Source organism: Vibrio sp. LB10LO1 (genome assembly GCF_010092875.1).
Lineage (GTDB): Bacteria > Pseudomonadota > Gammaproteobacteria > Enterobacterales > Vibrionaceae > Vibrio > Vibrio campbellii.
Genome location: NZ_JAADJW010000030.1, coordinates 35,359 through 50,490 on the forward strand (window position 1 = coordinate 35,359; position 15,132 = coordinate 50,490).

Consider the following 15,132-nt stretch of genomic DNA (forward strand, 5'->3'; position numbering starts at 1 on the left):
TTGTCGAGGAAAAACACCTACCACCAAAGGGTTATTAATATCCCATTCATACTTTGCAAATTATTGACGCATTAAAAGCGAAAAAGGTGATCAAGTTACTATTTTTATGCGCTAGGTGCAGTATGATGTGCCACATAAGTCAGGACGGTTTTCCCAGCCAAAAACTCTGATGAACGGATTCTAGATTGCAGAAATGGCTAATAAATAACTTAAATATCAGAATTATTATCTAAGGATCCTGTTATGGCTACACTATCTGATGCTCCAAAGACAGCAAACCAAGCCACTCGTATTGAAGAAGATCTATTAGGCCAACGTCATGTCCCTGCAGATGCTTACTACGGCATCCACACACTTCGCGCTATCGAAAACTTCAACATTTCAAGCACTACCATCTCTGACGTACCTGAATTTGTACGCGGCATGGTAATGACTAAGAAAGCCGCAGCACTAGCAAACAAAGAGCTAGGCGCAATTCCAAAAGACGTTGCTAACTACATCCTAGAAGCGTGTGATTTGATCCTTGAAACAGGTAAGTGCATGGATCAGTTCCCTTCAGACGTATTCCAAGGCGGTGCTGGCACGTCAGTGAACATGAACACTAACGAAGTTATCGCGAACGTTGCACTTGAACTGATGGGCAAAGAAAAAGGCCAATATGAGTTCATCAACCCAAACGATCACGTTAACAAGAGCCAATCAACAAACTGTGCGTACCCAACGGGCTTCCGTATCGCGGTTTACAACAGTGTTCATCAGTTGATGGAAGCGATCGAATACCTAAAAGGCGCATTCGAGCTTAAAGCACAAGAATTCAAAGACGTGTTGAAGATGGGTCGTACTCAGCTTCAAGACGCGGTTCCTATGACGGTAGGTCAAGAGTTCCACGCATGGGCAGTAACGCTAAACGAAGAAATTCGTGCCCTAGACTACACGTCTAAGCTATTACTAGAAATCAACCTAGGTGCAACCGCAATCGGTACTGGTCTAAACGCACCAACAGGTTACCAAGCGCTAGCAGTGAAACACCTAGCAGAAGTAACTGGCGTTGAAGTGGTTGCAGCAGAAGACCTAATCGAAGCGACTTCTGACTGTGGTGCTTACGTAATGACGCACGGCGCGTTGAAACGTCTAGCGGTGAAACTATCGAAGATCTGTAACGACCTTCGTCTACTTTCTTCTGGTCCACGTGCTGGTCTTAACGAACTGAACCTACCAGAAATGCAAGCTGGCTCTTCAATCATGCCAGCTAAAGTAAACCCAGTTATCCCAGAAGTTGTAAACCAAGTTTGCTTCAAAGTTCTAGGTAACGACAACACGGTTTCTTTCGCAGCAGAAGGCGGTCAGCTACAGCTTAACGTAATGGAACCAGTTATCGCACAAAGCGTGTTTGAGTCTATCTCTTTACTACACAACGCGTGTGTGAACTTGCGTGACAAATGTATCGATGGCATCACTGTGAACAAAGAAGTTTGCGAAAACTACGTTTACAACTCTATCGGTATCGTGACTTACCTAAACCCATACATCGGTCACCACGAAGGTGATATCGTTGGTAAGATCTGTGCTGAAACAGGTAAGAGCGTGCGTGATGTGGTTCTAGAACGCGGTTTATTAACTGCTGAAGAGCTAGATGACATCTTATCGGTTGAAAACTTCATGCATCCGACTTATAAAGCGAAACGCTACGAATAATCGCTGGTGAAAGGGGTCCCAAACGGGGCCCTTTTTTAGGCTCTGATACGGTTAACCACAATTTTTATGCGCTTTTTATTGCCGTAAGCCGATCGGGTTCTGATTTTCTGAACATTTACACCTGTTCCTGAGTGTTCAAAAAATCAGAATCATTAAAAACTAAAAGAGGTATCAATATGGTAATGGTCGAACTCTTCGTGGTTCTGCTCTTCATTTATTTGGGAGCAAGAATCGGTGGTATCGGCATTGGTTTTGCCGGTGGTGCTGGGGTAATTGCATTGTCTTTAATCCTAGGCGTACCGACAAGCCAGTCTTTCATCCCTGTCGATGTAATACTGATCATCATGTCTGTAATTACTGCTATCGCTGCAATGCAGGTAGCGGGTGGTTTGGACTGGATGGTTCAGGTTGCGGAAGACTTTTTGCGTAAACATCCCGAACGCATCACCTTTTACGCACCTATCGTGACATTCCTAATGACACTACTTGCGGGTACAGGTCACACAGCATTCTCTACTTTGCCAGTTATTGCAGAAGTAGCGAAAGGCCAAGGTGTACGTCCTTCTCGTCCGCTGTCTATCGCGGTAGTTGCCTCGCAAATCGCTATCACAGCGTCGCCTATCTCAGCGGCTGTTGTGGCGTTTGCAGCAATGTTGCACCCATTTGGCGTTGATTACCTAACGCTACTAGCGGTATGTATCCCAACTACCTTTATCGCTTGTATGATCGGTGCATTTGTTGCGAACTTCATGGGTAGCGAGCTGAAAGACGATCCTGAATACCAAGACCGTCTAGCAAAAGGCCTTATTAAGCTAAACACAGAATCGAAACGCGAAATCTTGCCAACAGCGAAGAAAGCAACTTTCATCTTCCTAGGCGCAATCGCATTCGTAGTGTGTTACGCAGCAGCAATCTCTGGCTCTGTTGGTCTTATCGAGAACCCTGCTCTAGGTCGTAACGAAGCGATCATGACGGTAATGCTAGCAGCAGCGGCAGCTATCGTAATGAGCTGTAAAATCGATGCAGGTAAAATCCCAGCAGCAGCAACATTCCGCTCTGGTATGACTGCGTGTGTTTGTGTTCTTGGTGTGGCATGGCTAGGCTCTACGTTCGTTAACGCACACGTTGACGGCATCAAAGAAGTGGCTGGCGCTCTACTAGCAGATTACCCATGGATGCTAGCACTTGTTCTATTCTTCGCTTCAATGCTGCTTTACTCGCAAGGTGCGACCACTGTTGCGCTTATGCCAGCAGCACTAGCAATCGGCGTGGCGCCACTTACCGCAGTTGCGTCTTTCGCAGCAGTAAGTGCGCTATTCGTACTGCCAACTTACCCAACGCTTCTAGCAGCGGTTGAGATGGACGACACGGGTTCAACTCGTATTGGTAAGTACGTATTCAACCACCCATTCTTTGTACCAGGTGTAGCAACCATCGCTTCAGCGGTTGCACTTGGCTTTGCATTCGGTGGTCTACTGATCTAGTAGAAACAGAGTCTTACTCGGGGAGCTTCGGCTCCCTTTTTTATTGCCTGAGGCTCACGTTTTTGCTTAACAAATCTTCACTTCCATGAAACTTATTGGCTAGCCAGCGGGTCTGATTGAGTTACACTAACGGCAATTATCTAAGATGAATTGAACCTTTTATGCGTGCATTACTCTCCGTCTTACTCTTAGGGCTTATTACTTTTTCTGCGCCGTCCATGGCCTTGTTTGGTAACGACCAGTTTGGTAATAACCAAAACAACGCTTTTGGCAGCAGCAACGATTCTTTTGTGCCTGTCGATCAGGCTTTCCCGTTCAACTACTACCAGCAAGACGGCAAACTGATGCTCGATTGGCAGGTACGTGATGGTTACTACCTGTATCAAGAACGTTTGTCAGTCGCGGGCGAGAAGGTGTCGCTAGGCGAACTGCAAATGGAAGAAGGCACGCCGCATAAAGATGAATTCTTTGGTGATGTGCATATCTACACTCAGCCTTTGTTCGTTAACGTACCAATGCATGATTGGCAAGACGGTGCACGCGTGGTGGTGCAATACCAAGGCTGTGCCAAAGCAGGCTTCTGTTACCCACCAGAAACTCGCGTGATTCCTATCAGTGCGTTTACTTCATCGAACTCAGATTCAACAGCGGCGACAACTGCACCAAAAGCAGAGCAAGCACCAACAGTAACGCCACCAGCGGCGCAATCATCTACGTCTAGCAATACATTATCGGCGCCAGTAACACAGCAAGATAGCCTTGCCGCCAACTTAGCAGATAACTGGTGGACGCCATTATTGTTCCTAGCACTTGGTGTGGGCTTGGCATTTACGCCATGTGTCCTGCCTATGTACCCGATCCTGACTAGCATCGTGCTTGGCAGTGGCAAACTAAGCCAGCGCCGCGCGCTAGGCTTGTCGTTTGTTTATGTGCAAGGCATGGCGCTGACTTACACCCTACTCGGTCTTGTCGTCGCCTCTGCGGGCATGCAGTTCCAAGCAGCGATGCAGCACCCTTATGTACTGATTGGTTTGAGTGTGCTGTTCGTGGCACTCGCACTGTCTATGTTTGGCGTTTATAACCTGCAATTACCAAGTGGCGTCCAAACGTGGTTAAACAACCTCAGCAACAAACAACAAGGCGGAAGCAGCGCAGGCGTGTTCGCCATGGGGGCGATTTCCGGCCTGGTGTGTTCACCATGTACCACGGCACCTCTGTCTGGCGCGCTACTTTACGTGGCACAAAGTGGTGACTTGCTGACGGGTGGTATCGCGCTTTACGCACTGGCAATGGGCATGGGTATTCCACTTATTCTTGTTGCTGTATTCGGCAACAAACTTCTGCCAAAAGCAGGCGGTTGGATGGATCGCGTTAAGACCCTATTCGGCTTCATTCTTTTGGCTGCGCCTATCTTCTTACTTGAGCGCATCATGCCAGAAATGTGGGCAACGGCATTGTGGTCTGCACTGGGCATCGCGGCTTTTGGTTGGCTATACCACATCAAAAACAGTCTAGAGTTTGGTGGCTGGAAACAAAGCGCTGTGGGTATCATCGCAGTACTAGGTCTGTTTGCTTCTGCTCAACCAGCGTTGAATTACTGGTTTGGTGGCAACACCACTACGCAAACTCAACAAGCAACAGTGAGCTTTACTCGCATTGCTAACGTGGCAGAGCTTGAGGCTGCACTTGCTCAAGCGAAGCAAGCTGGCAAACCAGTAATGCTAGATTTCTACGCCGACTGGTGTGTGGCATGTAAAGAGTTTGAGAAGTACACCTTCCATGACCCAAGTGTCGAAGCCAAGCTGCAAGACTTTGTTCTTCTACAAGCGGACGTGACCAAGAACCAAGTGCAAGACATCGAGCTGCTTAAGCATATGAATGTACTTGGTTTACCAACGATTGAGTTCTGGGATGCCAATGGCGAACACGTTTCAAACGCTCGTTTGACGGGCTTTATGCAAGCCGAGCCTTTCTTAGAGCATATTAATCGATTCTGATTATGAATCATTCAAACGCCAGTGATTGTTCACTGGCGTTTTTTGTTGTTCCAATAAAACCGCGAAAGTTGCGTTTATATGCAATTTTTCTAATAAAAGTCGATTTAGTTCAGACTTTTAGCGGATAAATATTGTCCACCTTCTTAAAGGTGGACAATAATTCCATTAACTAAATAGTCAAAAGTGTTTAACGTCATGGATTCGACCTACACCATTATCATCGCTGATGATCACCCCCTGTTCCGCAATGCCTTGTTCCAATCGGTACACATGGCAGTGAGTGGTGCCAACCTACTCGAAGCGGATACGCTGGATGCTCTACTCGCGTTGCTGGAAAAAGAAGAAGAGCCAGATTTGGTGTTATTGGATCTCAAAATGCCCGGCGCAAATGGCATGTCGGGGTTGATTCACCTTCGCGCTGAATACCCAGATATTCCGGTGGTGGTGGTATCTGCCAGCGAAGAGTCAAGCGTGGTCACGCAAGTGAAAAGCCACGGTGCATTTGGCTTTATTCCAAAATCGAGTGACATGCGTGAGCTGGTCAATGCCCTCAACCAAGTTCTTAATGGCGATCCATACTTCCCAGAAGGCTTGATCACCAATAACGCGGCGTGTAATGACTTGGCAGAGAAAATTGCCGCACTTACCCCTCAGCAATACAAAGTGCTAGGCATGCTTTCCGATGGCTTACTCAACAAGCAAATCGCATACGAACTCAATGTCTCTGAAGCAACTATCAAAGCGCACATGACGGCAATTTTCCGCAAACTGGGCGTGAAGAATCGAACTCAAGCCGTCATCCTACTGCAGCAAATGGAACCCGAGCAGTAATGTGTTAGTAAATATATCTAATTCACATTTATATGACGCAAAAAGAACAACAAACGTTAAAATAATAAGGCTGCACCATGCAGTCTTTTTCATCCCTCTGTTAAACCGCTAACTCTGGGAGGTCATACTTTGCTAAGTATTCTCGTCACTCAATTCGTCGTTCTCTGGGCCGTCATCGACCCGATTGGTTCAGTACCCGTTTACCTATCACAAACTCAACACCTTACGGCAAAACAGCGTCGTCTCGTCGCGTTAAAAGCGATTGCCATTTCGATGGGTGTATTGCTGTTCTTTCTTATTGCCGGTCAGTTGTTACTGGAAGCAATGCAAATCCCATTACCTGCCTTTCAAGCCGCTGGGGGTTTAGTGCTATTGCTATTTGCACTGTCGATGATCTTTGGTGAGAGCAAACCAGAACAAGAACAAAAGCTGGGTGAAGAAGTCAGCCACTCTGATCTTGCTGACTTAGCCGTTTACCCTCTTGCTATCCCTTCAATTGCGTCACCGGGAGCAATGATGGCCATCGTGATGCTCACCGATAACAACCGCTACTCTTTTATCGACCAGGCGATGACCGCAGGCGTCATGATGGCAGTCCTTCTGGTTACCCTATTCTTGTTGCTAGGTGCAAACACAATTCAAAAAGTGATTGGTAACGTTGGCGCAGCCATCATCAGCCGCGTGATGGGGCTTATCCTTGCGGCCGTGGCACTGAATAATTTGCTGCTTGGTATAAAAGATTTCTATGTTAATTGATAAAACTCTTAGACCTTTGGCTAATTTAACATCAAATTAACATCACACTTTTATCTCCACCTCCTCTCAAACGCCCTAAAAATGGGCGTTTTTGCTTTTTAGCGTCCCGACTAAAGTTGAAAAGAGTTCTTGCCAGCACCTTGCTAATGTTCATGTTGAAACATTTTTTTAACAACAATACCAATCGTAAGGAGACGGCAATGGCATTTGAAAGCGAAGAAAGAGCCAAAGCCTACTGGGACAAAAACGTGAAGCTCATGATTACCCTGATGGTCATCTGGTTCGTGGTGTCTTTCGGCTGCGGCATTTTATTTGTCGACGAACTCAATCAATTTCAATTAGGTGGATACAAACTCGGATTCTGGTTTGCTCAGCAAGGCTCCATCTATGCCTTCCTAGGTATTATTTTCTACTACGCGTGGAAGATGCGCCAAATCGACCGTGAATTCGGCGTAGATGAGTAAGGAGTAACTCAGATGGATTTGAAAACTATTACCTATCTAGTGGTTGGCGCGACATTCGTCCTCTACATCGGTATTGCAATTTGGGCTCGTGCGGGCTCAACCAAAGAATTCTATGTAGCAGGTGGCGGTGTCAACCCGATCGCTAACGGCATGGCGACCGCAGCAGACTGGATGTCAGCAGCATCGTTCATCTCTATGGCGGGCTTGATTGCCTTCATGGGTTACGGCGGTTCGGTATTCCTAATGGGCTGGACAGGCGGTTACGTACTGCTTGCACTCCTGCTTGCCCCATACCTACGTAAGTTCGGTAAGTTTACCGTGCCAGAATTCGTAGGTGAGCGTTTCTACTCTAACGCAGCGCGTATCGTAGCGGTTGTGTGTCTGATCATCGCATCGGTGACTTACGTTATCGGTCAGATGAAAGGCGTGGGCGTGGCGTTTGGTCGTTTCCTAGAAGTGGATTACTCAACAGGTCTACTGATCGGTATGTGTATCGTATTTATGTACGCCGTAATGGGCGGCATGAAAGGCATTACCTACACGCAGATTGCTCAATATTGCGTACTCATTTTAGCTTACACTATTCCTGCAATCTTTATCTCTCTGCAACTTACAGGTCATCCACTACCACAGATCGGCTTAGGTAGTACCATACAAGGCACCGATGTCTATCTGCTCGATAGGCTCGACCAAGTGGTCACCGAGCTCGGATTTAGTGAATACACCACCCAAGTTCGTGGCGACACACTAAACATGTTTGTGTACACCATGTCACTGATGATCGGTACTGCGGGTCTACCACACGTAATCATCCGTTTCTTTACTGTACCTAAGGTTCGTGATGCTCGTACATCAGCCGGTTGGGCACTTGTGTTCATCGCTATCCTTTACACTACAGCACCTGCAGTATCTGCAATGGCGCGTCTAAACCTAATGGATACCGTTAACCCAGCTCCTGGTCAGCACCTTGCTTACGATGAGCGTCCTGACTGGTTCAAGAACTGGGAGAAAACAGGTCTACTAGGCTTTGATGACAAGAATGGCGACGGTCTGATTGAGTACACGTCAAACCCAGCAACCAACGAGCTGAAAGTTGACCGTGACATCATGGTATTGGCAAATCCAGAGATTGCTAAGCTACCTAACTGGGTAATCGCGCTTGTCGCAGCAGGTGGTCTGGCAGCAGCACTATCGACAGCTGCAGGTCTACTACTGGCTATCTCATCCGCGATATCCCATGACTTAATCAAAGGTGTGATAAATCCGAACATATCCGAGAAGAAAGAGCTACTCGCGAGTCGAATCTCCATGGCAGTCGCCATCGCAGTCGCCGGTTACTTAGGCTTGAATCCGCCAGGGTTTGCCGCCGGTACGGTAGCCCTCGCCTTCGGTCTGGCAGCATCTTCCATCTTCCCTGCGTTGATGATGGGTATCTTCAGTAAGAGCATCAACAAAGAAGGCGCAATCGCAGGTATGATTGCTGGTATCAGTATCACGCTGTTCTACGTGTTCCAGCACAAAGGCATCTTGTTTGTATCTGACTGGACTTACCTACAAAGCTGGGGTCAGAACTGGTTCCTAGGCATCGAGCCAAACGCATTTGGTGCAATTGGTGCGGTATTTAACTTTGTTGTGGCGTTCGCTGTATCAAGAGTAACAGCAGAAACACCACAAGAAGTAAAAGACCTTGTCGAGCACGTACGTGTACCAGCAGGTGCTGGCGGTGCGGTAGACCACTAAAATATAACCCAAACCACAAAAGCCCCGCTTGGGGCTTTTTTATTCGCTAGATTAGGTTAATTTAACCTTATGACGTTGTAGCAAGGAAGCCAACATGTTCAAAAACAAGCACTTTATTATCGCTCTGTTGATCGCCCCAATTCTGTCTTTGATCGCTTATTTCGGTACTGACATGGCTCTGAGTGAAAAGCCTCATGCCGCTAAAGAAGGGGAAAGCTACAAGCTGATCAGCAAATCGAATTGCCGTTATACCAGTGGCTTGTGTGATATGGAGAACGGTGACTTTAAAGTGAAGTTTCGCTCAGAAAAGCTAACGCAAGATAGCTTAGAGTTGTCTTTGCATGCGGCTTATCCGCTGGAAGGGGTGAAGCTATCAGTGGTGGATAGCCAAGAGCAAAACGCACAGCCCATCGATATGACGCCAGCGGGCCAAGACGGGCAAAACTGGATCATCACTTTACCTAAGCCAGCATCAGCAGACAGTTGGCTACGTGTTGCGATTCAATCGGAAGGCACACTTTACTACGGTGAAACGCAAACAGCGTTTGTGAAATACGAGACCTTGTTTACAGAGCAGTAAGTTTATCGGCCTCTGAACAAGCATTGCTGTTTGAGGTCGCCCTATCTCGCAAAAAATACCGAGCTCAGTTGTAGGGATTGAGCTCATTTACTTCAGCCGATACTGAGTCCGAGTATCGGCTTTTTTTGTTGTGTTATTTCCTTAAAAAAGCTGTGGTTGTTAATCGATAATTTATTGATAATAATTATCATTATCTTAAGTATCGAGGTAACTATGGACAGCAGCCAAGCCATCTACAATGCATTTTTTAAAGCGCAAGACCGATTCCTACACGTGTATGCGCCAAGCGGTTTTGAACCCGATGTGATTCATGATTACGTCCATTGGGGAATGGTGCTGTCATCCATCTACGATCACGATGCAGAGCACCAGAATCTGTTGCTGTGTGAGCTGTATTTGCGCCAAGTCTACTTCCATCTACTGGATGCCATTCAAGACCCAACCCGTAGCCGCATCTTCCGCCGAGTCTGCCTCGATTCCATTCACACTCCGCTACTTTGTCTCAAACGCTACTACTACCAGTTTGAGGATGGCGATGTGAAATTTCTCTCATTACAACAACAATTACGTCTGATACAGACGCCACTCGATTAAACAAAAGGAACCTACCATGAACACGGAATTCCGTATCGAAGCGGACAGCATGGGCGAAGTCAAAGTCCCAGCGAACGCTTTGTATCAAGCCCAAACTCAACGCGCTGTCGATAACTTCGCTTTCAGCAAACACACCATGCCGGCTGGCTTTATCCAAGCTCTCGCTCACATCAAACAAACTGCAGCGCTCACCAATGCTCAACTTGGCTTGCTAGAAGGTGATATTGCCAATGCTATCGCCGATGCCGCTCAAGCAATCATTGATGGTAAGCACCTCGACCAATTCCCTATTGATGTATTCCAAACCGGCTCGGGCACCAGCTCCAACATGAATGCCAACGAAGTGATTGCAACATTGGCGTCTGAGCACCTAGGCGGAACAGTCAATCCAAATGATCACGTCAACATGGGTCAAAGCAGTAACGACGTAGTGCCTACTGCGATTCAAGTTAGCTCGGCAATTGCGATTGAGAAACAGCTACTGCCTGCACTGTCCCACCTAAGTGAAACACTAGAGACTAAGCAACAAGCCCTGAAAGATGTGGTGAAAACAGGTCGTACGCACCTCATGGATGCGATGCCAATTACCTTCGCTCAAGAGCTTGGTGGTTGGCAGTTCCAAATCGAACACGCTAAACAAGCCATCGAACAAACACTGCCAGCAGTGAAAGCGTTAGCTCAAGGCGGAACAGCGGTGGGTACAGGGATCAACGCCGATCCACGCTTCGCCGATCTTTTTGCCGATAACCTAACGCAATCAACGCGCATAGAGTTTGCTTCAAGCAAAAACTTCTTCTTCAATCTCAGCAGTCAGGATGCGATCGTCGCCCTATCGGGACAGCTCAAAACAGCAGCAGTTGCGATCATGAAGATCGCAAACGATCTTCGCTGGATGAACTCAGGTCCACTAGCAGGCTTAGGTGAAATCGAACTGCAAGGCTTACAACCGGGCTCTTCTATCATGCCGGGCAAAGTGAACCCTGTGATTCCAGAAGCAGCAGCCATGGCGTCGGCACAAGTGATTGGGAACGACGCGACCATTACCGTTGCAGGTCAATCGGGTAACTTCCAACTTAACGTGATGCTGCCAGTGATAGCTCACAATGTATTAGAAAGCATTGAACTGCTGTCGAACAGCGCCGTTGCTTTGGCAGACAAAGCCATTGCGACGTTTGAAGTGCGCCAAGACAACCTTGATGTTGCACTGGCGAAGAACCCGATTCTGGTCACCGCACTTAACCCTGTGATTGGCTACCTAAAAGCAGCGGAAGTGGCGAAGAAAGCCTACAAACAAGGTCGCGCTATCATTGATGTAGCGGAAGAAGAAACGGACTTAGATCGTGCCACATTAGAAAGATTGCTCGATCCAGCCAAACTGACTCAAGGCGGCGTTGCAGAATAAGCCACCGACCGATCACCCCCTTAAAGCAAAAGACCTCCAATCGGAGGTCTTTTTTTTCTAGGCGACTCGATTGAGTACCGAACGTAATTTCAAAGGTTTCACCGGTTTGGCGATAAAACTGAACCCATTGGCTTTAATGCCTTCCATCATGTCATCGGTTCGATCGGCACTGATGATCACCCCTTCAAAGCGATTACCCAGACGCAAGCGGCATTGCTGCAACACTTCCAATCCTGTTCTACCATTGTCTAAACGATAATCGGAGAAAATCACATCCGGCAACCAATCGTCTTCGATCGCTTTCAGACTCTCAACGATGTCGGTCGCAATGCGAATATCACAGCCCCAGCGTGAGAGTAAATTTTCCATTCCGACCAGAATATCCGGCTCATTATCGACACACAGCACACGAATATGGCTCAAGTCAGATTGTGCACTCTTCACTGCTTTGACTGCCGGAATGTGCACCTTCTCTGCCTTATCTAAGGTAATCGAGAACACGCTGCCTTGACCAAACCAAGAACGCATCGAGATTTCATGCCCTAGCACTTGGGCAATCCCTTTCGAAATAGCCAAACCTAACCCTAAACCTTGGTCAGAACGAACTTGAGTACCACGATTAAACTCTTCGAAGATCTCTTGTTGCTTCTCTTCTTCGATACCCATGCCGTTGTCCCATACATCAATACGCACTCGCCCTTGTACGCGACGCACACCAAGCGCTACTTTACCACTCGGGCTATAACGGAATGCATTGGTAAGGAAGTTCTGTACCACGCGGCGCAGCAATTTCGGGTCGGATTTCACCATCAAAGACGATGGGATCATGGTGAACTCAATGCCTTGTTGTTTCGCTAGTGCGCTGAATTCAGCATTCAAGTTAGCTAATACATCATTGACTGCAAAGCCATGCACATTGACGTCCAACTTGCCCGATTCCAAACGTGAAATATCCAGCAAGTCACCAATCAAATCTTCCGCCGCCCCCAACGCACTCTCAATGTGGGTCGATAGCTTTTGGGTTTCACTGTCTTTGGCCACTTCCGACAACGAAGAAGCAAACAGTCGTGCGGCATTCAGCGGCTGCATCAAGTCATGACTCACCGCGGCTAAGAAGCGCGACTTAGACTGCGACTCATGTTCAGAACGTTGCGTCGCTGCCACTAGTTGTTTGTTCAGTTGTTCCAACTCACGAGTACGAGCACGAACGCGTTCTTCTAGTGTCTCATTAGCGTCTTTCAGAGCTTGCTCTGCATCGCGGAACACGGTGATATCGGTAAAGCTCATAACGAAACCACCACCAGGCATTGGGTTGCCTTGCACTTCAATTACGCGACCATCTGGACGCACACGGGAAGAGGTATGTCTCGTGCCTTGTTCAAGGTGATAAACACGGCGACGAACGTGATCTTCAGGGTCACCCGGACCACATAAACCTTGCTCAGCATTATGACGAATCACATCTGCAATCGGACGCCCGACCTGAATCAATCCCGGCGGGAAAACAAATAACTCCAGATAACGTTGGTTCCACGCCACCAGCCTTAGTTGCTTGTCGACCACTGCGATACCTTGCCCAATGTGTTCAATCGCACCTTGCAGCAAGCCACGGCTGAAATCGTACAGTTCTGAGGCTTCATCAACGATGGTCGCCACTTCCTCAAGCTGCATGTTTCTGCCTTGCAAAGCAGAAGTAAGTACTAACTTAGCTGAAGAAGCACCAAACACACCTGCAAGTACACGTTCGGTGTGTCGAATTAAGGTAGAGGGGGCTTGTTGATTGGGAAGCAGCTCTTCGCGTTGCTGACTCCAATAGGTTTGGAAGGCAGATTTCACTCGCGTGCGGCCGACAAATCGTGACGCTAACATCTCCAGCTCACTGACCGTGACACGGCTCTGATACAAGCTGATGTTTTCACTTTCAGGCAACGGCGTACCAACGAATGAAGCCGATTGTAAACGTTCACTTATGCTTGGGCGCGTAGCTAGCGATACCGCAACAAAACAGGCAGCATTCGCCACCACGCTGAGGATCATACCCCAGTCAGAAACGGCAATATCAAAGCCTGCCAATAAATCTGGTGGCGTGATCAGCCAAATCAGCAAGTTGTTGGTTGCATCGCCCGCCAGCATGTCGGTTTGGCTCATCAAAGTAATCAACCAAATGGTGAAACCCACCAGCAAACCAACATACACGCCTTTCTTGTTGCCCTGACGCCAGTACATACCGCCAAGCAGAGACGGGGCGAACTGGGTAATCGCAGCAAACGAGAGAAAACCTATCGCAGAGAGTGAGTGGATACTATCTAAAGCCTGATAAAAGCCCCATGCACCAATCAAAAGAAGTAGAATAAGTCCGCGACGTATACGTAATAACAGCGTAGAAAAATGGTGATGATTACGCTTTGATAACTTCATCCGACGTAGAATCAGCGGCATCACCAAATCGTTCGATACCATGATCGCTAAGGCAATGGTCGAGACGATAACCATGCCGCTTGCCGCGGAAGTACCGCCCAAAAATGCCAGCAAGGCGATGTCATTCGCGCCCACCGCCATCGGCACACTGATCACGTACGTATCGGCAGGGCTGCCACTCAATAGGCTTTGCCCTACCCACGCGATTGGCAGGACGAAAATGCCCATCAGAATCAGGTACAGTGGGAACAACCAACGCGCAACGTGCAAGTCTTGCGCGCGTTCATTCTCGACCACCATGGTGTGGAACTGACGTGGCAAACAGACAATCGCCAGCATAGTCAGAATGGTATGAATCAACAAAGTCGGAATATTGGGTGATTCATAGGTTTCAGCGGCAATATCGGCGAGATGGAAGCTCTCGGTATCCATCGCAAGCCAAACAATAAACACGCCCACCACTAAAAACGCCACCAGCTTGAGTACTGATTCAAACGCAATTGCCATCATCATGCCGCGGTGATGTTCAGTGTTATCGATATGACGCGTACCAAACAGCATGGTGAAGATCGCCATCGCTCCGACCACAAACCAAGACACGCTGTAGTTTTGATAACTGAGATCAGATGCTAAATCTGGCGCGATGATCTCCAACCCCATGGTGATGCCACGCAATTGCAAAGCGATATATGGAAGAATGCCTGCCACGGCGATTAAAGTGACAACCACCGCCAAACCTTGTGATTTGCCATAGCGGGCGGCAATGAAATCGGCAATGGAGGTGATGTGCTCGCGCTTGGCAATCAAGATCAGCCGAGCGAGCACGCGCCAACCGATGGTAAACACGATGATCGGTGCAATATAGATGGGTAAGAAGGACCAAGGGTTGTTGCTCGCCTGTCCGACCGTGCCGTAAAAGGTCCACGATGTACAGTACACTGCAATCGACAAACTGTAGATCCATGGTCGCCAACGCGCTAACCATCTCTTTTGTTTGTCACCGTACCAAGCGATTAAAAACAGGATTCCCAAATACGCCAAAGAAACGGGAATCACTAGCCATCCTTGCATCCGATATCCTTTCTTACTTTTCTTGCCTTTCTTGCTGTTTTTAAAGCAAGGAATAAAAAAACCTCTCCATAAGGGAGAGGTTTCATTTAACACTGCTTTC

At 47.8% G+C, this 15,132-nt stretch carries 11 protein-coding genes; 10 read left to right on the plus strand and 1 reads right to left on the minus strand.

Translation table 11 applies throughout. The features are described from left to right. Positions 1–243: 243 nt before the first annotated feature. From aspA to GXP65_RS18905, 10 genes are all read left to right on the plus strand, one after another. Complete coding sequence (gene aspA / locus GXP65_RS18860) at positions 244–1,695, plus strand: aspartate ammonia-lyase (RefSeq protein WP_005428778.1); 1,452 nt, start codon at positions 244–246, stop codon at positions 1,693–1,695. Positions 1,696–1,871: 176 nt separating this feature from the next. Next, positions 1,872–3,179, plus strand: coding sequence for an anaerobic C4-dicarboxylate transporter (locus GXP65_RS18865; protein ID WP_005428800.1), 1,308 nt, complete (start codon positions 1,872–1,874; stop codon positions 3,177–3,179). A 161-nt stretch (positions 3,180–3,340) separates the two neighbouring features. Next, the gene (locus tag GXP65_RS18870; protein WP_038892516.1) at positions 3,341–5,176 is read left to right on the plus strand and encodes a protein-disulfide reductase DsbD; all 1,836 of its coding nucleotides are present in this window, start codon (positions 3,341–3,343) and stop codon (positions 5,174–5,176) included. A gap of 195 nt (positions 5,177–5,371) precedes the next feature. Continuing rightward, positions 5,372–6,007 (plus strand): response regulator transcription factor, encoded by a 636-nt coding sequence (locus GXP65_RS18875; RefSeq protein WP_005428786.1) that lies wholly within the window; start codon positions 5,372–5,374, stop codon positions 6,005–6,007. 129 nt (positions 6,008–6,136) lie between these two features. Beyond that, entirely contained in the window at positions 6,137–6,763 is a 627-nt protein-coding gene (locus tag GXP65_RS18880) for a MarC family protein (RefSeq protein ID WP_045370311.1), read from the plus strand. 200 nt (positions 6,764–6,963) lie between these two features. Continuing rightward, a complete protein-coding gene (locus GXP65_RS18885; RefSeq protein ID WP_005530890.1) occupies positions 6,964–7,227 on the plus strand; it encodes a DUF4212 domain-containing protein in 264 nt (87 codons plus the stop codon). Positions 7,228–7,239: 12 nt separating this feature from the next. Beyond that, positions 7,240–8,967, plus strand: coding sequence for a sodium:solute symporter family protein (locus tag GXP65_RS18890; protein ID WP_045370314.1), 1,728 nt, complete (start codon positions 7,240–7,242; stop codon positions 8,965–8,967). A 94-nt stretch (positions 8,968–9,061) separates the two neighbouring features. Next, positions 9,062–9,547, plus strand: a complete 486-nt coding sequence (locus tag GXP65_RS18895) for a hypothetical protein (protein ID WP_005428765.1) — start codon at positions 9,062–9,064, stop codon at positions 9,545–9,547. 213 nt (positions 9,548–9,760) lie between these two features. Next, positions 9,761–10,141 carry a hypothetical protein gene (locus tag GXP65_RS18900; RefSeq protein ID WP_162093476.1) on the plus strand — a complete coding sequence of 127 codons (381 nt, stop codon included), beginning with the start codon at positions 9,761–9,763 and terminating at the stop codon, positions 10,139–10,141. Between the two features lie 16 nt (positions 10,142–10,157). After that, positions 10,158–11,543, plus strand: a complete 1,386-nt coding sequence (locus GXP65_RS18905; protein WP_162093477.1) for a class II fumarate hydratase — start codon at positions 10,158–10,160, stop codon at positions 11,541–11,543. Between the two features lie 57 nt (positions 11,544–11,600). On the opposite strand, the gene GXP65_RS18910 is transcribed toward GXP65_RS18905, so the two are convergent. Continuing rightward, a complete protein-coding gene (locus GXP65_RS18910) occupies positions 11,601–15,032 on the minus strand; it encodes a PAS domain-containing hybrid sensor histidine kinase/response regulator (RefSeq protein WP_162093478.1) in 3,432 nt (1,143 codons plus the stop codon). Positions 15,033–15,132 lie beyond the last annotated feature (100 nt).

Coding starts and splice junctions, on each gene's coding strand:
- GXP65_RS18895 (WP_005428765.1), top strand. CDS start 9,062: ATGTTCAAAAACAAGCACTTTATTATCGCTCTGTTGATCGCCCCAATT.
- GXP65_RS18890 (WP_045370314.1), top strand. CDS start 7,240: ATGGATTTGAAAACTATTACCTATCTAGTGGTTGGCGCGACATTCGTC.
- GXP65_RS18865 (WP_005428800.1), top strand. CDS start 1,872: ATGGTAATGGTCGAACTCTTCGTGGTTCTGCTCTTCATTTATTTGGGA.
- GXP65_RS18875 (WP_005428786.1), top strand. CDS start 5,372: ATGGATTCGACCTACACCATTATCATCGCTGATGATCACCCCCTGTTC.
- GXP65_RS18905 (WP_162093477.1), top strand. CDS start 10,158: ATGAACACGGAATTCCGTATCGAAGCGGACAGCATGGGCGAAGTCAAA.
- GXP65_RS18885 (WP_005530890.1), top strand. CDS start 6,964: ATGGCATTTGAAAGCGAAGAAAGAGCCAAAGCCTACTGGGACAAAAAC.
- GXP65_RS18870 (WP_038892516.1), top strand. CDS start 3,341: ATGCGTGCATTACTCTCCGTCTTACTCTTAGGGCTTATTACTTTTTCT.
- GXP65_RS18900 (WP_162093476.1), top strand. CDS start 9,761: ATGGACAGCAGCCAAGCCATCTACAATGCATTTTTTAAAGCGCAAGAC.
- GXP65_RS18910 (WP_162093478.1), bottom strand. CDS start 15,032: ATGCAAGGATGGCTAGTGATTCCCGTTTCTTTGGCGTATTTGGGAATC.
- aspA (WP_005428778.1), top strand. CDS start 244: ATGGCTACACTATCTGATGCTCCAAAGACAGCAAACCAAGCCACTCGT.